Genomic DNA, 17,866 nt, shown 5'->3' with positions numbered 1-17,866 from the left:
CAAGAAGACCCCATGACTACTCAACCTCTGCGCCGCGCGCTCCTGGGCCTGGCCGCCGCCGGTGCCCTGTACGGGCCGACCGCCTCGTGGCCGGCCTCCGATCCGGCCTACCCGGTGAAGCCGATCACCATCATCGTACCCTTCCCCGCCGGCGGCGGAACGGACGTGATCTTCCGTTCGGTGCAGCTGCGGCTGCAGGCCGCGCTCGGTGTGTCGGTCATCATCGACAACCGCTCGGGCGCGGGCGGCACCGTGGGCACCGGCTTCGGCGCGAAGGCGAGCCCCGACGGCTACACGCTGGTGGCCAGTACCACGACCACCATCGCCTCGGCCGATGCGGTGTACCCCAAGCTCCCGTACGACCCCCTCAAGGACCTGGTGCCGATCGGCACCATCGGCACCACGCCTTTCGTGCTGGTGGTCACGCCCGCGCTGGCGGCGCGCACGGTGAGGGACTTCGTCGGCTACGCCAAGGCCAACCCGCAGGCGCTCAACTACGGCAGCATCGGCAACGGCAGCCTGAGCCACCTGGCGGGCGAACTGTTCAAGCAGCGCACCGGCATCGAGATGACGCACGTGCCCTACCGCGGCGCCGCGCCCGCGCAGGCCGACCTGATGGCAGGCCAGATCCAGGCGCTGTTCGACAACCCGCCCGCGCTGCTCGCGCAGGTGCGCGGCGGCCGCATGCGGGCGCTGGCCATCAGTGAACCGTCAGCGGGTTTCGCCGACCTGCCGACTTTCGAGGCAGCCGGCATCAAGGACTTCAAGCCGCAGCTCTGGTATGGCCTGATGGCACCGGCCGCCACGCCGCAGCCGGTGGTGCAGCGCCTGCGCGCCGCGCTCGACACCGCGATGAAAGACCCGGCACTGCGCGCCGACATGCTGGCCAAGGGCGTGACGCCGTGGAACGTGCGGCCCGAGGTGTTCGAGGAGCACATCCGCGGCGACATCAAGCTCTGGGGCGGCATTGCGCGCTCGGTCAACGCGAGGGCTGATTGACGATGACTGCGATTTTTTCTGCGCCCGGTTGCCGGAACATCCGCGTGTTCGTCGGCCCCGATCCATCCGTCGGCGGCAACCCCGCGCCCGTTTGGCTCGATGCCGACGCGCTCTCCACCGCACAGATGCAGGAGCACACCCGGCTCAGCGGCCATGAGTCCGTCTTCGTGCTGAAGCCGAGCACACCGGCGCACCGGCTGCGCATGCGCTACTTCGTGCCGAAGCACGAGATGGAAATGTGCGGCCACGCCACGGTCGGCGCGCTGTGGCTGCTGCACCGGCGCGGCGAATGGGACGGTGCGCCCGTCGCGATCGAAACGCTCAGCGGCACCGTCACGGGCCGGCGCGTCGATGGCACGGTGCAGATCAGCCAGCCGCGCGCCACGGTGGAAGAGGTGACGCAACAGCGGCTGGTCGAAGACATCGCGCAGTGCCTGGGCATCGAGGTCGGGCAGATCGTGGGGCCGGTGCTCAACGCCGCCACCAGCCGGGTCAAGACGCTGGTTCGCCTGGCCGACACCGCGCAGCTGCACGCCTTGCGCGTCGACTTCGCACGCGTCGAATCGCTGTGCGAACGCCTCGGGTCCACCGGGCTGTATCCCTATGCGATGTCGCAGAACGAGGCCGAAGCGGTCAGCGCACGGCAATTTCCGAAATCTTCCGGCTACCCGGAAGACGCCGCCACGGGCATCGCCGCCGCGGCGCTGGCCTGGGGCCTGCGCCGCCTTGGGCTGGTCGGCCACGAGGCGCTGTCGGTGACCGTGCGGCAGGGAGAAGCAATGGGTTCGCCCTCCGCGATCCACGTGGGATTGCCATGGGATGCGAACACGCAGGAAGGCTGCTGGGTCGGCGGCGAGGCCTGCGATGCGCAACCCGAAGACTTTCTGCTCGACCAGCTGTGCCCACCTGAAGTGGCGCAGGCCAAGCCATCGGGTACTTACGCCACATTCGCGAGGGCCGGCAGTCTGCTGCACACGAGCGGCGTGGTGGCGCGCGAGAACGGCCAGGTGATCACAGGCCGGCTCGAAGGCCCCGACGATGTGCCGCGCGGCCAGCGGGCCGCAGTGGCGGCTGTCAGCGCCCTGCTGCGCGCGGCACAGGACGAGCTCGGCAGCCTCTCGCGCGTCGTGCGCGTCGTGGCACTGAACGGCTACCTCCAGGCTTGCGGCGACTTCAAGGACCACGCCCAGGTGATGGACGCGGTCTCGGCGGCCCTTCAACGGATCTTCCCCGATGCCCCACTGCCGGTTCGCACCACCGTGGGCGTCGCGTCGCTGCCTCGCGGCGGCGTGGTCGAGGTGTCGATGGTGCTCGAGACGCGCGACTAGGTCCGCTCCTTCCCGGCTTTTTCCACGGGAGGCAGCGCAGCGTGCCCGCTCGTCACCACCGCCGAGGTAGCGGGCCGCTTCAGCCCCAGCGCGCCTTCGAGCATCCGCAGGATGGTCTCGCGGGCCAGATCGAAATCCGCCGGCTCCAGCGCCTGCTTGCCGAGCAGCATCCGCATCTGCCAGGCGAAGTCGGCGTAGGTCTGCGTCATGGCCCACAGCGTGAACAGCAGGTGCGGCACCGGCAGCGGCGCCACGTCGCCGTTCGCCATCCAGCGGTTCAGCACGGCCGCTTCGGCGCGGAAGGCGGGCACCAGCTTGGCCTCGATGTCGTCGGCGCATTGCGGCGCCTGCGAAATGATTTCCTGCGCGAACAGCCGCGAGCCCGAAGGGTGGTCGTACGAGAACTGCAGCTTCTGCGTGACGTAGCGCTCCAGCGCGGCATGCGGGTCGAGGTCGGCGTCGGCCAGGCTGTTGAGGTTCGACAGCCACGAGTCGAGCACGTCGTTGAACACGCGGCTGTACAGCGCCTTCTTCGAGGGGAAGTAGTACAGCAGGCTCTGCTTGGAGATGCCCGCGTCGGCCGCGATGTCGTCGACCGACACGCCGCCGTAGCCGTGCAGCGCGAATCGCTCCTGCGCCACCGCGAGGATGGCGCTCTCGAGGTTCTGGCGGCGGGCCTGGCGCTTCACGGCGGGAGGACGCGCCGCAGTTCGCAGGGGTGGCGCAGCACTCATGGGTTCTTCATCCGCGCCAGGAAGCGCACCAGTCGCTCGTCGCCGCAATGCGCGACGTTGAAGCGATACCAGGCAAAAGGCTGCGGCATGTCGCCGAAATCGGTCGCGGCCGCGAGCGGCAAGCCCTGCTTGCGCGCCTCCTGCAGCACCGCATCGCTCGATGGACGAGGCTCGCTGCCGGGCGGCCAGCCTGCGCAGAGAAAGGGACCGCCATCGGGCACGCACAGCGCCTGCAGGCCCGCGCCGGTCAGCAGCGACAGCGTGCGCTCGCCGGCGATCTTCAGCGCGGTATTGAGCTTCTGCAGGAAGCGCGGATAGCCGGCATCGGCCAGCACCTCGCAGGCCACGCGCTCCTCGAACTCGCTCGGGCCGAGCGTGGTGTGCAGGCAGCGCAAGGCCGCATCCTCGACCCAATGCTGCGGCAGCAGCACATGTGCAAGCCGCAGCTTGGCCGAGAGCGTGGTCGACACGCCACCGACCTGCGCCACGCGCTGCAGCCCGTCCATCGCGGCAAGGCTGGGCGCCTGCAGCGGCGACAGCCCGCGCCAGGTGTCGAGCTCGATCACGCGCAGGTCGTGCCGCTCGGCCGCCTGCAGCGCCTGGTGCGCGCCCTGCGGGCTCATGCAGATGCCCAGCGGATTGGAAACTGCCGTCGACAGGAACAGCAGGCGCTGGCGGCTTGCCGCAGGCAACATCGCGGCATGGCCGTCGAGCGCGGCGATGTCGAGGCAGCCGCCGCGCCGTGGCACTTCGAGCATGCGACGGCCCAGCGTGCGGATCAGGCTGCGCAGCTGGCGCGGCGCGGGCGACTCGACCAGCACCGCGTCACCGGGTTCGGTCCAGGCCTGCAGCAGGCACATCGTGGCGCCGAGGCTGCCGGCGGCCGTCATGACTTGTTGCGGGCCCAACGCGGGCAGCTCGGCGCGATGGCGCGCGGCGATCAGTTCGCGCAGGCGCGGCAGGCCGAAACCATGTCGCGTGCCGCTGTCCCATTCGGGGGCCGAGCGCGCCACGCGGCGCATGGCTTCGCGCACCAGGTCGTCGCCCCGGTATTCGGCGGGTGGCGGGCGGTCGTCGGCCGTGGCGGTGTCGGTCATGCGCGGCACCGCATCGGCGTCGTCGGGTGCCACGCGCGAAGGCCGATGCAGCACGTAGTAGCCGCTGCCTGGCCGCGAGGCCAGCACCGAGCGCGCGCGCAAGGCGCTGTACGACTCGGTGACGGTGAAGGTGCTGATGCCCAGCTTGCCGGCCAGCGCGCGCACCGAAGGCATCTTGGTGCCGGGTGCGAGGCGCCCGTCGATGACGCGCAACTCGACGCCCACCACGAGGCGCTGCGCCAGCCCGAGGCCGGGCGCGGCTTCGTCCATGTCGCCCATCAGGCCCTGCATCCAACCGGCACCGGCCTGCGCCGGCTGGCGCAGCGCCGACGCGTTGCTTGAACTCTGCATCACCGGGTCTCCTTGAGAAACGCATGCGGCCTGTCTGGACAGGGTTTGCCCTGGGCAACTGTGCTGGGGAGTGCACCAAACAGCATGGTCGACAGCGGCAAACACTTTCTCGTGCGCCGCGCCAACTGTGTATGGGCGGCACCCCTCGTTTGCTGAATCATCGCGACATTCGACCACTTGGTCAAACTTCATGAGAGCTCGATCTCTCATGTCGCACACGGTTACCCCACCACGACCTGGAGCTTGAAAGCCCATGAGCAGCACGATGAATCCCGTCGCGCCCAGCGCGCACATTGCCTCCGATGTGTGCGCCGGCCGTCTCGACCCCGCGCAGTACGCCAAGAACTTCTGCGACGCCCACCCGCCGCTGAACGTGGTGCAGGCCAACATCGAGGCCGAGCGCTGCTACTACTGCTTCGACGCGCCCTGCCAGACGGCCTGCCCCACGGGCATCGACATCCCGACCTTCATCCGCCGCATCGCTGACGGCAACCTGCGCGGCGCGGCGCGCACCATCCTCGAAGAGAACCCGCTGGGCGGCATGTGCGCCCGCGTCTGCCCGACCGAGGTGCTGTGCGAGCAGGCCTGCGTGCGCAACAGCAACGAGAGCAAGCCGGTGGAGATCGGCCTGCTGCAGCGCCACGCGACCGATGCCTTCTTCGACGCGCCCGGCGCGCCGCTGTTCGTGCGCGCGGCCGACACGGGCAAGCGCATTGCCGTCGTCGGCGCGGGCCCGGCCGGCCTGGCCTGCGCGCACCGCCTGGCGGTGCTGGGCCACCAGGTGACGCTGTTCGATGCGCGCCCCAAGCTCGGCGGCCTGAACGAGTACGGCCTGGCCAGCTACAAGACGGTGAACGACTTCGCGCAACGCGAGATCGAGTGGCTGCTGTCGGTCGGCGGCATCGAGGTGCGCAACAACCAGGCGCTGGGCCGCGAGCTGCACCTGGATGCGCTCGCCGCCGACTACGACGCGGTGTTCCTGGGCCTGGGCCTGGCCGGCGTGAACACGCTGGGCCTGGGCGAGCAGACCGGCGTGCGCGATGCGGTGGACTTCATCGCCGAGCTGCGCCAGGCGGCCTCGCCGGCCGATGTGGCCATCGGCCGCCACGTGGTAGTGATCGGCGGCGGCATGACCGCGGTGGATGCGGCCGTGCAGTCGCGCAAGCTCGGCGCGGAAGACGTGAGCATCGTCTACCGGCGCGGCGCGGAAGCCATGGGCGCTTCGGTCGACGAACAGAGCTGGGCCAAGGAGAACGGCGTGCGCATCATCCACTGGGCCGCGCCCAAGGCCCTGCGCGCCAAGGGCGGCGTGCTGCGCGGCATCGACTTCGCGCGCACCGCGCTGGTCGACGGCAAGCTGGTCGAGACCGGCGAAGCGCTCGCGCTGCAGGCCGACATGGTGCTGTGCGCCATCGGCCAGAGCTTTGTCGCAACCGCGCTGGAAGACAGCGGCGTGCGCTTGCAAGGCGGGCGCATCGACACCGACGCCGAGTGCCGCAGCTCGCTCCCGAAGGTCTGGGCCGGCGGCGACGCGCGCTTCGGCGGGCGCGACCTCACGGTCGAGGCGGTGGAAGACGGCAAGCAGGCCGCGCTGTCCATCGACCGCCACCTGCGCGCCGCCTGACGCGACAGCGCCCTCCCTTCCCTTCACTCCATTCATCCGTGCGCGCCGCGGCGCGACAGGAGCAATTCACATGGCAGACCTCAGCATCGACTTCGTGGGCATCCGCAGCCCCAACCCTTTCTGGCTGGCCTCGGCGCCACCGACCGACAAGGAGATCAACGTGGTCCGCGCCTTCGAGGCCGGCTGGGGCGGCGTGGTCTGGAAGACCGTGGGCGAAGACCCGAACGTCGTCAACGTGCACGGCCCGCGCTACGCCGTGTCGTACGCGGCCGACCGCCGCGTGACGGGCTTCAACAACATCGAGCTGATCTCCGACCGGCCGCTGCGCACCAACCTCGAAGAGATGGCGCGCGTGAAGCGCAACTGGCCCGACCGCGCACTGGTGGCGTCGATCATGGTGCCGTGCACCGAAGAGGCCTGGAAGAACATCCTGCCGAGGGTCGAAGACACGGGCTGCGACGGCATCGAGCTGAACTTCGGCTGCCCGCACGGCATGAGCGAACGCGGCATGGGCGCGGCCGTGGGCCAGGTGCCCGAGTACATCCAGATGGTGGCCGAGTGGTGCAAGCACTACTCCAAGCTGCCGGTGATCGTGAAGCTCACGCCCAACGTGGCCGATATCCGGCCCGCCGCGCGCGCCGCGAAGAAAGGCGGCGCCGACGCGGTGAGCCTCATCAACACCATCAACTCGATCATGGGTGTCGACCTGGACGCGATGGCGATGTTTCCGCACACCGACGGCAAGGGCTCGCACGGCGGCTACTGCGGCCCCGGCGCCAAGCCCATCGCGCTGCACATGGTGGCCGAGATCGCGCGCGACCCGCAGACCGCCGGCCTGCCCATCTCGGGCATCGGCGGTGTCTCGACCTGGCGCGACGCGGCCGAGTTCATCGCGCTGGGCAGCGGCTCGGTGCAGGTGTGCACTGCTGCCATGGTCTACGGCTTCAAGATCGTGCAGGACCTGTGCGACGGCCTTTCGAACTTCATGGACCAGAAGGGCTACGCCAACCTGGAGCAGCTGCGCGGCCGTGCGGTCGGCAGCATCACCGACTGGCAGCAGCTCAACCTGAACCACGTCGACAAGGCCGTGATCCACCAGGACCTGTGCATCCAGTGCGGCCGCTGTCACGTGGTGTGCGAAGACACCTCGCACCAGGCCATCAGCGCCACGAAAGACGGCATGCGCTTCTTCGAAGTGAAGGAAGAAGAGTGCGTCGGCTGCAACCTGTGCGTGTCGATCTGCCCGGTGCCCGGCGCGCTGTCGATGCGCACGCTGAAGGCCGGTGAGACGGACGCGCGCACTGGCCACCCGGTGGTCGGCCACTACGCCAACTGGACCACGCACCCCAACAACCCGATGCGCACCGGCAGTCCCGCCTGAACGGGATATCGAACAAGCGAGTGAGTGAGTGAGCAAGTGAATGACCAAGCCCGGCGCAGACCGGGCGGCGGCGGGAGGGGAACGACCACACGGCCAGACGCACGACACACGTGCAGGAGAAAACCCACATGACGACCCCACAGCACGGCGGCGCACCCGCCGCAAACCTCTGGAACGAGGACCTGGCGCCCACCACGCTGGCGCAGCGAACGTGGCGCTGGTACCACTTCGCCGCGCTCTGGGTGGGCATGGTGATGTGCATCCCCGCCTACATGCTGGCGGCCAGCCTGATCGAAGGCGGCATGTCGTGGGGGCAGGCGGTGCTGACCGTGTTCCTCGGCAACGCCATCGTGCTGGTGCCGATGCTGCTCATCGGCCACGCCGGCGCGAAGTACGGCATTCCCTACGCGGTGATGGCGCGCGCCTCGTTCGGCACGCGCGGGGCGCGGCTGCCTGCGCTGCTGCGCGCCATCGTGGCCTGCGGCTGGTACGGCATCCAGACCTGGTTCGGCGGCCAGATGATCTACACGCTGGTCGGCGTGCTCATGGGCCAGCCGCTGGGCGGCGACAAGCTGCCGATGCTCGGCATCAATGGCGCGCAGCTGGTGTGCTTCCTGATCTTCTGGGCCATACAGCTGTACTTCGTGGTGCACGGCATCGAATCGATCCGCCGGCTCGAGACCTACACCGCGCCGCTGAAGATCATCGTGTGCATCGCCCTGCTCTACTGGGCCGTGCAGCGCGCGGGCGGCCTGGGCCCGATCTTCGACCAGCCCTCGCAGTTCGAAGCGGGCGGAAAGAAGGCCGGCATGTTCTGGGCCGTGTTCTGGCCATCGCTCACGGCCATGGTGGGCTTCTGGGCCACGCTGGCATTGAACATTCCCGACTTCACGCGCTTCTCGCGTTCGCAGCGCGACCAGGTGGTGGGCCAGGTCATCGGCCTGCCCGCGCCCATGGGCCTGCTCGCGATGATGGCCGTGATGGTCACCTCGGCCACCGTGGTCATCTACGGCAAGGCGCTGTGGGACCCGGTGGACCTGGCCAGCCGCATGACCGGCGCCGCGGTGCTGCTCGCGCTCATCATCCTGCTGATCGACACCGTGAGCGTGAACCTGGCGGCCAACCTCGTGGGCCCGGCCTACGACTTCTCTGCCCTCAACCCGAAGAAGATCTCGTACCGCACGGGCGGCTACATCACGGCCGGCATCGCCATCGTGATGATGCCGTGGAAGGTGCTGGAGACCACGCAGGGCTACATCTTCACCTGGCTCATCGGCTACTCGGCGCTGCTGGGGCCGGTGGCCGGCATCCTGATTGCCGACTACTACCTCATCCGCCGCAAGGAGCTGGACGTCGAGGCGCTCTACCGCGAGACCGGCGCCTACAGCTACGGCAACGGCTGGAACATGGCGGCCATCGTCGCCTTCGTCGTCGGCGTGCTGCCGAACATCCCCGGCTTCCTCAACGCCGCCTTTCCGTCGGCCGTGCCGTCGATGCCCGAGTTCTTCAAGACGATCTACACCTACGCCTGGTTTGTCGGCGTGGTGCTGTCGGCCGTGGTCTACATGGGGCTGATGAAGGCGCGCGCACCGCAGCTTCAGGGCCTGGTCCCACCCCTCAAGAACCCCAGCTGAAGCAAGAAAGAAAAGGAACCCACGCCATGACCGTTCTCATTCGCGGTGGCACGGTGGTCAACGCCGATGCCGAGCACCGTGCCGACGTGCTCTGCCAGGGGGACAAGATCCTCCAGGTCGGCACCGACCTGCAGGTGCCGGCGGGCGCCGAGGTGATCGATGCCGGCGGCGCCTACGTGATGCCCGGCGGCATCGACCCGCACACCCACATGCAGCTGCCCTTCATGGGCACCGTGGCGGCCGACGACTTCTTCAGCGGCACGGCGGCCGGCCTGGCCGGTGGCACCACCAGCATCATCGACTTCGTGATTCCCGACCCGCAGCAGTCGCTGATGGACGCCTTTCGCATGTGGCGCGGCTGGGCCGAAAAATCCGCCGGCGACTACAGCTTTCATGTGGCCGTGACCTGGTGGAACGACAGCGTGCACAAGGACATGGGCACGCTGGTGCACGAGCACGGCGTGAACAGCTTCAAGCACTTCATGGCCTACAAGAACGCGATCATGGCCGACGACGAGATCCTGGTGAAGAGCTTCCAGCGTTCGCTGGAACTCGGCGCCATGCCCACGGTGCATGCGGAAAACGGCGAGCTGGTCGCGATGCTTCAACAGCAGTTGCTGGCGCAGGGCATTCGCGGGCCTGAAGGCCATCCGCTGTCGCGCCCGCCGATGGTCGAGGCCGAGGCGGCCAACCGCGCCATCGCCATCGCCGACGTGCTGGGCGTGCCGATCTACGTGGTGCACGTGTCGTGCGGCGAAGCGCTCGACGCCATCACCCGCGCCCGCGCCCGCGGCCAGCGCGTGTACGGCGAAGTGCTGGCCGGCCACCTCGTGGTCGACGAGAGCGCCTACCGCGACCCCGACTTTGCGCGCGCCGCCGCCCACGTGATGAGCCCGCCCTTCCGCTCGCGCGAGAACCAGGCCATGCTGTGGCGCGGTCTGCAGGGCGGCAACCTGCACACCACGGCCACCGACCACTGCACCTTCTGCGCCGAGCAGAAAGCGGCCGGCCGCAACGACTTCACGAAGATCCCCAACGGCTGCGGCGGCGTCGAAGAGCGCATGGCCGTGCTGTGGGATGCCGGCGTCAACGCGGGCCGCCTCACACCGTCGGAGTTCGTGCGCGTCACCTCGACCAACGCGGCGCAGCTGTTCAACCTGTACCCGCGCAAGGGTGTGATCCAGGCCGGCGCCGACGCCGACATCGTGGTGTGGGACCCGAAGGCCACCAAGACGCTGTCGGTGAAGACGCAGCACTCGAAGAGCGACTTCAACATCTTCGAAGGCCGGCAAGTGACGGGCGTTCCCAGGCACACGGTCAGTGCCGGCCGCTGGGTCTGGCGCGACGGCGACCTGCGCGCCGAGCCGGGCACCGGCCGCTATCTGAAGCGCCCAGCCTTCGCGCCGATGTTCACCGCGCTCGAACGCTTCAAGCAGCAGCACGCGCCCACGGCCGTGGCGCGCTGAACCCCCAAGGAGTCATACATGAATGCAGCAGTGGACACGCAGGTGCTGACGATCAACGGCGAGCGCCTGTGGAACTCGCTGATGGAACTGGCCCGCATCGGCGCCACCCCCAAGGGCGGCGTCAAGCGGCTGGCGCTGACCGACCTCGACAAACAGGGCCGCGACCTCGTGGTGTCGTGGGGCAAGGCGGCCGGCCTGAGCATCACGGTCGACAAGATCGGCAACGTCTTCATGCGCCGCGAAGGCACCAACCCCGCGCTGCCGCCCATCGTCTCGGGCAGCCACATCGACACCCAGCCCACCGGCGGCAAGTTCGATGGCAACTACGGCGTGCTGTCGGCACTGGAAGTGGTGCGCACGCTGAACGACCAGGGCATTCGCACCGAGGCGCCCATCGAAGTCGCGTTCTGGACGAATGAGGAAGGCTCGCGCTTCGTGCCGGTGATGATGGGCTCGGGCGTGTTCTGCGGCGCCTTCAGCCTGGAGCACGCCTACGCCGCGAAGGACACCGAGGGCAAGACGGTGCGCGAAGAGCTGGAGCGCATCGGCTACATCGGCGACCAGACGCCGGGCGACCACCCCATCGGCGCCTACTTCGAGGCGCACATCGAGCAGGGGCCGGTGCTGGAAGATGCGGACAAGGTCATCGGCGTGGTGCCGGCGGTGCTCGGCCTCTCGTGGTACGACTGCGTCGTCACCGGCATGGAGGCGCATGCGGGCCCCACGCCAATGCACCTGCGCCGCGATGCGCTGCAGGTGGCGACACGGATCATGCAGGAGGTGGTGGCCATCGGGCTGCGCTACCCGCCCTACGGGCGTGGCACGGTCGGCATGGTGCAGGTGCATCCGAACAGCCGCAACGTGATTCCGGGCGAGGTGAAGTTCTCGATCGACCTGCGCAACGTGAGCGGCGAACTGCTCGACCGCATGCACGGCGAGATCCTCGCCTTCGTCGAACGCACGGGGCGCGAGACCGGGTTGGGCGTGACGATCGAGCGCGTGTCGTACTTTCCGCCCTGCCCGTTTCACCCCGATTGCGTGGATGCGGTGCGCCGCGCGACCGAACGGCTCGGCTACTCGACCATGGACGTGGTCTCGGGCGCGGGCCACGACGCGATCTATGCGGCGCGGCTGGCACCGGCCGGCATGATCTTCGTGCCCTGCAAGGACGGCATCAGCCACAACGAGATCGAGGACGCGCAGCCCGACCATCTGACGGCCGGCTGCAACGTGCTGCTGCACGCGATGCTCGAACGAGCGAAGCGCGTGGACTGACGCCCATACGCTCGCGGCGGCGCTGCCGTTACTGGTACGCCGCCAGCTCCTGCTTGGCGATCGCGTTGCGATGCACCTCGTCGGGGCCGTCGGCCACGCGCAGGTGGCGCTCGTAGGCGTAGAAGTGCGTGAGCAGCGTGTCCTGGCTCAGGCCCATCGCGCCGAAGGCCTGCATGGCCCAGTCGATCACCTTCACGCAGTTGTTGGGCGTGAGCACCTTGATCATGGCGATCTCCTTGGCCGCCACCTTGTTGCCCACGGTGTCCATGCGGTAGGCCGCATTCAGCACCATCCAGCGCGATTGCTCGATGAGCATGCGCGACTCGGCAATGCGCTCGCGCCACACGCCCTGCTCCGACAGTGGCTTGTGGAAGGCCACGCGCGACACGAGGCGCTGGCACATCATCTCCAGCGCGGCCTCGGCCATGCCGATGGCGCGCATGCAGTGGTGGATGCGGCCGGGGCCGAGACGGCCCTGCGCGATCTCGAAGCCGCGGCCCTCGCCCAGCAAGATGTTCTCGACCGGCACGCGCACGTTGTCGAACACGATCTCGGGATGGCCGAAGGGCGGGTCGTACATGCCCAGCAGCTGCATGTCGCGCACGATGGTGATGCCGGGCGTGTTCTTGGGCACGAGCACCATCGACTGCTGCTTGTGGCGGTCGGCGTTGTCGGGGTCGGTCTTGCCCATCAGCACGAAGATTTCGCAGCGCTCGTTCATGGCGCCGGTGATGTACCACTTGCGCCCGTTGATGACGTACTCGTCGCCCTCGCGGCGGATGCTGCAGCGGATGTTGGTGGCATCGCTGGAGGCCACCTCGGGCTCGGTCATGGCGAACGACGAACGGATCTCGCCGGCCAGCAGCGGCGTGAGCCAGCGTTCCTGCTGCGCCTTCGTGCCGTAGCGCGCCAGCACTTCCATGTTGCCGGTGTCGGGTGCGGAGCAGTTGAAGATTTCCGCGCACCAGTAGCGCCGGCCCATGATCTCGCACAGCGGCGCGTACTCGACGTTCGTCAGGCCCGGGCCGTGCTCCGACTCCGGCAGGAACAGGTTCCACAGGCCGCGCTCGCGCGCCTTGGCCTTGAGGCCGGCCATCATCGGCAGCTCGGCGTAGGGCCGGCCGGCGCGGGCGTTGGCGGCCAGCTCTTCCTCGCGGCGCTTCTCGTTCGGGTAGACGTGCTCGTCCATGAACTTGAGCAGCTCGGCGCGCAGCGCGAGCACCCGGGGCGTGAATTCGAATTGCATGTCGTCTCGTCCTTCTTCCAATGTGCGGTCGAAGATACGTCGCGATGCGGATCGGGACGGTCGTTCGCGCGACAGCACGAACACCGCCCTGTGTGGGTCAGCGCGGCGTCGGCAGCGCGGTCGCGAGCGCGGCCAGCGCCGCCACCACCTTCTGCACCGACTGGGCGGCACGCGCGTCCTTCAGCGTGCCGTCGGCCTCGAAGGCCTCGTTCGCGCGCCCGAGCGCGAACTGCTGCGGCGCCACCAGCATGGCGAAGGCCATCTGCAGGTACTGGCGCAGGAAGTTCATCGAGCGCAGCGCGCCCAGCGGCCCGGGCGAGGCCGACAGCAGCGCGGCCGGCTTGTTGGCCGTGGCGGCCAGCCCGCCCGCGTGGCCCTCGCCCGGCGGAATGCGCGACAGCCAGCTGAAGGCGTTGATGACCAGCGGCGTGGGAAAGCCGTTGTACTCGGGCGTGACGATCAGCACGCCGTCGCTCGCCGCGATGGCGCTGCGCAGTTCGTGCGCGCCGGCCGGCACGCCCGAGGCGGCCTCGAGGTCGCCGTCGTACACGGGCAGCGCCAGCGCGCGCAGGTCCATCTCCGTCACCTGCAGGCCCGCCGCGCGCGCGGTGGCCGCGGCCACGGCCGCCAGCCGGCGGTTGAGCGAGCCGTCGCGGGCGCTGCCGGGAATGATCAGGATGCGGGGACTGTCCATGCGGGGCTCCTTGCCGTGCGTTGAAAGAAGAAGGAACGCCGCGCCGCACGTTTCGCGTGCGGCGCGGCGTTCGTCAGTGTCGCATCGAGGCGATCAGCTGCGCTGCGAATCCAGCTGCTCGCTGTTGGTCACGACCTCCTGCGCCTTCATGTAGCTCTCGATGAGCAGCTGGTAGGGCGGGAACACGGCGCTGTAGGCCTCGGCCCATTGCGCGGCGTCGTCGCGGTGCCAGGTCTTCTGCACTTCGGAGCACACGCCCGCGGTGTCGATCGGCACCACGCCGGCCTGCACCACGCGCGCCAGCGTGATCTCCTGCGCCATCTTCGAGTAGGTGCCCGAGGCGTCGATCACCGCGAACACGCGGTAGCCCTCGTGCACCGCCGCGATGCTCGGGAAGGCCATGCACACGCTGGTGATGGTGCCCGCGATGATCAGCGTGCCGCGCCCGGTGGCCTTCACGGCGGCCACGAACTCGGGGTTGTCCCAGGCGTTGATCTCGCCCTTGCGCGCCACGTACTGCGCATGCGGCGCGTACTTGTGCACTTCGGGAATCAGCGGCCCGTTGGGACCCTGCGGCACCGAAGCGGTGGTGATGACCGGGATCTTCGCCAGCGTCGCGACCTTGGCCAGCGTGGTGACGTTGGAACGCAGCTCGGTCATCGGCATGTCCTTCACGGTCTGGAACAGCCCGCTCTGGTGGTCGATGAGCAGCATCACGGCGTCGTCGGGGTCGATGACGGGCTTGGCGCCGTTGAAGTTGGCGACGGTGTTCGGTGTGGTCATGGGGTGCTCACTTTCCCTGGGTCAGCTGGGTGTAGCTGGTGATGAGGTTGCGGTAGTCGGGGATGTGGTTGGAGAACAGCGTCCCCAGCCCTTCGATGTCGTTGCGCCAGTCGCGGTGCAGCTCGCAGGCCACGCCGAACCACGACATCAGCTGCGCGCCGGCGGCCGACATGCGGTCCCACGCGGCCTGGCGCGTCACGTCGTTGAAGGTGCCCGACGCATCGGTGACGACGAACACGTCGAAGCCCTCGGCCAGCGCCGACAGCGCCGGGAAAGCCACGCAGACCTCGGTGACCACGCCGGCGATCAGCAGTTGCTTCTTGCCCGTGGCCTTCACGGCCTTGACGAAGTCCTCGTTGTCCCAGGCGTTGATCTGGCCGGGGCGGGGAATGTAGGGCGCGTCGGGAAACTGGGCCTTCAGCTCGGGCACCAGCGGGCCGTTGGGGCCGTTCTCGAAGCTGGTGGTCAGCACCGTGGGCAGCTTGAAGTAGCTGGCGATGTCGGCCAGGGCCAGCACGTTGTTCTTGAACTTGTCGGGGTCGATGTCGCGCACCAGCGAGAGCAGGCCGGTCTGGTGGTCGACCAGCAGCACGGCGACATCGTTCTTGTCGAGACGGGTGTAAGGCTTGGACATGAGAGGCTTCCTTTGCGAGGTTGAATGCCGGGGAAAAATGGCCCCCGATGCATGTCCGTCAGCGTAAAAGCGCGCCCGAAAGTCCGGTAGTCGGCGAAATTTGCCTGCAGCGTTCCACCCGATGGACGATGGCAACACCCGTGCGCGCAGGTCGGATGAATTCGCGCCCGCCGGAGCCGATCCGTGGCGGCGGGTAAAATACCCCTACATGTCCCGCTGGTTTGCCGCTACCGTCCTCGCTTTCATGCTGTCCTGCTACGGCTTCGCCGTGCTCGCGCACGGGCTGGTCGGCGGCCACCATGTGACGTCGTCGTCCGGCGAACGCCAGACCGTCGCGACGCTCGCCGCCTCGCTGGCCGATGGCGGTGACAAGGACATCGGCAAGACGTCGTCCGAAGACCCGTCCGCCATGGACGAAGCCGGCTCCGAGCACGCCGAACTGGTCGATGCGCGTCCCCACGCACGCAACCTGCTGGTGCTGTCCGCGCAACCGCCGCGGCTGGGCTCCACCTCGGTGCTCTCGCCGCTGCTCGACCGGCCCAAGCGGCCACCCCGGCCCCACGCCCTCCTCGCCGCCTGAGGCCGCGCGGCGGCGAGCGAACGCCTGAGGACTGAAACAGTCCGGGCGTTTGCGCTCATCCGATCCGGCCCGTCGCCCTTTTCGCGCGACGCCCCTGCCCCTTCTTTTTCAGCCGTCTGACGGCCCCGCCGCACGTGTCATGCGACCCGTCCGGCCTTCTCTCTTTTTCAGGATTTTTCGATGAACTCCAGCCAATCGGCCTACCCCTCCAGCTTCGGCGCACCGTTGGCCTCGGTCCAGGAACGCAACCGCGTTCTGCGCAACACCTACTGGCTGCTCGCGCTGTCGATGGTGCCCACCGTGCTGGGCGCCTGGCTCGGCGTGGCCACCGGCCTCACGCGCGCCATGTCGCCGGGCATCGGCATCATGGTGTTCCTCGGCGGCGCCTTCGGCTTCATGTACGCCATCGAGAAGACCAAGAACTCCGCCGCCGGCGTGCCCGTGCTGCTGGCCTTCACCTTCTTCATGGGTCTGATGCTGTCGCGCCTGGTCGGCAGCGTGCTCGGCCTGTCCAACGGCGCCAGCCTGGTCATGACCGCCTTCGCCGGCACCGGCGGCATCTTCCTGGGCATGGCCATGCTCTCGACGGTCATCAAGCGCGACATCTCGGCCATGGGCAAGTGGCTCTTCGTGGGCGCCATCGGCCTGCTCGTGGTGGGCATCGCCAACGTCTTCATCCAGTCGAGCGCGCTGATGATGACGCTGTCGGTCGCCGCCATCGGCATCTTCTCGGCCTTCATCCTGCACGACCTGAAGCGCGTGAAGGACGGCCTCGAGACCAACTACATCTCGGCCACGCTGGGCGTGTACCTGAGCCTCTACAACGTGTTCCAGTCGCTGCTGGCCCTGCTGGGCATCGCCGGCGGCCGCGACGAGTAAGCGCACACAGAACGACAAGCAAGGAAGGAAACACCATGCGCCTCACCACCAAGGGCCGCTTCGCGGTCACCGCGATGATCGACATCGCCCTGCACGGCCGCTCGGGCCCCGTCACGCTGGCCTCGATCAGCCTGCGCCAGCAGGTCTCGCTGTCGTACCTGGAACTGCTGTTCGCCAAGCTGCGCCGCAACGGGCTGGTCGAATCCACCCGCGGCCCCGGCGGCGGCTACTCGCTCAGCCGCAAGGCCGCGGAGATCACGGTGGCCGACATCGTGCTCACCATCGAAGACCTGGGTGCCAGCAAGATCCGCCCGCGCGCCGCCGGCTCGGCCGACGAACCCGGCCGCTGCGAGATCGACGACCTGTGGGCCTCCGTGAACCTGCGCGCCGTCGAGTTCCTGCGCTCGATCTCGCTGCAGAGCCTGGTCGACGAACAGAAGGCCAAGGGCGTGCAGCCCGCCACCAGCGCGGCCGCCCGCCGCACCACGGCCGTCGTCGGCTCACCGGTGCGCAAGCCCTTCGTGGTCGACGCGCCGAACTCGGTGTTCGCGCTGGGTCGGCGCCACAGCACGAGCAGCTGACGGCGATCGGCGCGGCCGCTGCGCCGCGCCTTGAAAGACCGGGCCGCGCGACCTAGACTGAGCAGTGAGGGCACCCGCGGTGCCGGGGGCCAAGGAGCCTGCCATGTACAAGCGTGTTCTCGTCGCAACCGACGGCTCTTCGCTGTCGGACAAGGCGGTGGCCGCGGCCATCGATCTCGCGTTGCTGACCGGCGCCGAGCTGGTGAGCGTCAACGTCGCGCACATCCAGCCCTATGGCTACTTCGAAGGCTCGATGCTGCTGAACCAGACGGATTTCGAGGCCAACCAGAAACACGTCGAGCAGGCGGCCCAGCGCGTGGCCGATGCGGTGCGCGACACCGCCCTGGCCAAGGGCGTGCGCCGCGCCGACGCGGTGGTCATGAAGTCGAACCAGGTGGCCGAAGCCATCATCCACGCTGCCAAGAACCAGGACTGCGACCTGATCGTGATGGCCTCGCACGGGCGCCGCAGCCTCGCACGGCTGCTGCTCGGCAGCGAGACGCTGCACGTGCTGACGCATTCGCACATTCCGGTGCTGGTGCTGCGCTGAACCGAACGAATGAGGCACCGCGCACGCGGT

Annotated in this window: 17 protein-coding genes; 11 read left to right on the top strand and 6 right to left on the bottom strand. The window is 68.6% G+C overall.

Features of this window, described 5'->3' with window-relative positions:
- The first annotated feature begins 12 nt into the window (after positions 1–12).
- Positions 13–999, top strand: a complete 987-nt coding sequence (locus AC1RAD_RS26545) for a Bug family tripartite tricarboxylate transporter substrate binding protein (protein WP_492738041.1) — start codon at positions 13–15, stop codon at positions 997–999.
- A gap of 2 nt (positions 1,000–1,001) precedes the next feature.
- A complete protein-coding gene (locus tag AC1RAD_RS26540) occupies positions 1,002–2,327 on the top strand; it encodes a PhzF family phenazine biosynthesis isomerase (RefSeq protein WP_492738040.1) in 1,326 nt (441 codons plus the stop codon).
- Here AC1RAD_RS26540 and AC1RAD_RS26535 read toward each other — a convergent pair.
- Positions 2,324–3,061, bottom strand: coding sequence for a TetR family transcriptional regulator C-terminal domain-containing protein (locus AC1RAD_RS26535; protein WP_492738038.1), 738 nt, complete (start codon positions 3,059–3,061; stop codon positions 2,324–2,326). The two genes, AC1RAD_RS26540 and AC1RAD_RS26535, sit on opposite strands and share 4 nt — an antisense overlap.
- Complete coding sequence (locus AC1RAD_RS26530; protein WP_492738037.1) at positions 3,058–4,509, bottom strand: aminotransferase-like domain-containing protein; 1,452 nt, start codon at positions 4,507–4,509, stop codon at positions 3,058–3,060. The genes AC1RAD_RS26535 and AC1RAD_RS26530 overlap by 4 nt, the downstream gene beginning before the upstream one ends.
- Before the next feature lie 253 nt (positions 4,510–4,762).
- On the opposite strand from AC1RAD_RS26530, the gene AC1RAD_RS26525 reads away from it, so the two are divergent.
- The 5 genes from AC1RAD_RS26525 (at position 4,763) to AC1RAD_RS26505 (ending at position 11,889) form a co-directional block, all read left to right on the top strand.
- Positions 4,763–6,133 (top strand): NAD(P)-dependent oxidoreductase, encoded by a 1,371-nt coding sequence (locus AC1RAD_RS26525; RefSeq protein ID WP_492738035.1) that lies wholly within the window; start codon positions 4,763–4,765, stop codon positions 6,131–6,133.
- Between the two features lie 70 nt (positions 6,134–6,203).
- A complete protein-coding gene (preA, locus tag AC1RAD_RS26520; RefSeq protein WP_492738034.1) occupies positions 6,204–7,514 on the top strand; it encodes an NAD-dependent dihydropyrimidine dehydrogenase subunit PreA in 1,311 nt (436 codons plus the stop codon).
- A 128-nt stretch (positions 7,515–7,642) separates the two neighbouring features.
- The gene (locus AC1RAD_RS26515; protein WP_492738033.1) at positions 7,643–9,148 is read left to right on the top strand and encodes an NCS1 family nucleobase:cation symporter-1; all 1,506 of its coding nucleotides are present in this window, start codon (positions 7,643–7,645) and stop codon (positions 9,146–9,148) included.
- A 26-nt stretch (positions 9,149–9,174) separates the two neighbouring features.
- Entirely contained in the window at positions 9,175–10,614 is a 1,440-nt protein-coding gene (gene hydA, locus AC1RAD_RS26510; RefSeq protein ID WP_492738032.1) for a dihydropyrimidinase, read from the top strand.
- 18 nt (positions 10,615–10,632) lie between these two features.
- Positions 10,633–11,889 carry a Zn-dependent hydrolase gene (locus tag AC1RAD_RS26505; protein ID WP_492738031.1) on the top strand — a complete coding sequence of 419 codons (1,257 nt, stop codon included), beginning with the start codon at positions 10,633–10,635 and terminating at the stop codon, positions 11,887–11,889.
- A 28-nt stretch (positions 11,890–11,917) separates the two neighbouring features.
- Here AC1RAD_RS26505 and AC1RAD_RS26500 read toward each other — a convergent pair whose 3' ends face one another.
- The 4 genes from AC1RAD_RS26500 to ycaC form a co-directional block, all read right to left on the bottom strand.
- Positions 11,918–13,135 (bottom strand): acyl-CoA dehydrogenase family protein, encoded by a 1,218-nt coding sequence (locus AC1RAD_RS26500; RefSeq protein WP_062479951.1) that lies wholly within the window; start codon positions 13,133–13,135, stop codon positions 11,918–11,920.
- 97 nt (positions 13,136–13,232) lie between these two features.
- Complete coding sequence (locus AC1RAD_RS26495; RefSeq protein ID WP_095746578.1) at positions 13,233–13,829, bottom strand: NADPH-dependent FMN reductase; 597 nt, start codon at positions 13,827–13,829, stop codon at positions 13,233–13,235.
- A 93-nt stretch (positions 13,830–13,922) separates the two neighbouring features.
- On the bottom strand, positions 13,923–14,612 hold the full coding sequence (locus tag AC1RAD_RS26490) for an isochorismatase family protein (protein ID WP_369645980.1): 690 nt from the start codon (positions 14,610–14,612) through the stop codon (positions 13,923–13,925).
- 7 nt (positions 14,613–14,619) lie between these two features.
- Positions 14,620–15,246, bottom strand: coding sequence for an isochorismate family cysteine hydrolase YcaC (gene ycaC, locus AC1RAD_RS26485; RefSeq protein ID WP_062479957.1), 627 nt, complete (start codon positions 15,244–15,246; stop codon positions 14,620–14,622).
- Between the two features lie 244 nt (positions 15,247–15,490).
- On the opposite strand from ycaC, the gene AC1RAD_RS26480 reads away from it, so the two are divergent.
- From AC1RAD_RS26480 to AC1RAD_RS26465, 4 genes are all read left to right on the top strand, one after another.
- Positions 15,491–15,826: a hypothetical protein gene (locus AC1RAD_RS26480; RefSeq protein WP_062479977.1), complete on the top strand. Its 336-nt coding sequence runs from the start codon at positions 15,491–15,493 to the stop codon at positions 15,824–15,826.
- A 180-nt stretch (positions 15,827–16,006) separates the two neighbouring features.
- Positions 16,007–16,705, top strand: a complete 699-nt coding sequence (locus AC1RAD_RS26475) for a Bax inhibitor-1/YccA family protein (protein WP_062479959.1) — start codon at positions 16,007–16,009, stop codon at positions 16,703–16,705.
- 35 nt (positions 16,706–16,740) lie between these two features.
- Positions 16,741–17,286: an Rrf2 family transcriptional regulator gene (locus tag AC1RAD_RS26470; protein ID WP_062479961.1), complete on the top strand. Its 546-nt coding sequence runs from the start codon at positions 16,741–16,743 to the stop codon at positions 17,284–17,286.
- A gap of 103 nt (positions 17,287–17,389) precedes the next feature.
- The gene (locus tag AC1RAD_RS26465; RefSeq protein ID WP_062479963.1) at positions 17,390–17,836 is read left to right on the top strand and encodes a universal stress protein; all 447 of its coding nucleotides are present in this window, start codon (positions 17,390–17,392) and stop codon (positions 17,834–17,836) included.
- The last annotated feature ends 30 nt before the right edge of the window (positions 17,837–17,866 follow it).

The sequence above is a fragment of the Variovorax sp. GW823-FHT04B03 genome, assembly GCF_058796495.1.
The sequence above is the reverse complement of the archived record's forward strand: the minus strand, read 5'-3'. Positions and strand labels throughout refer to the sequence as shown.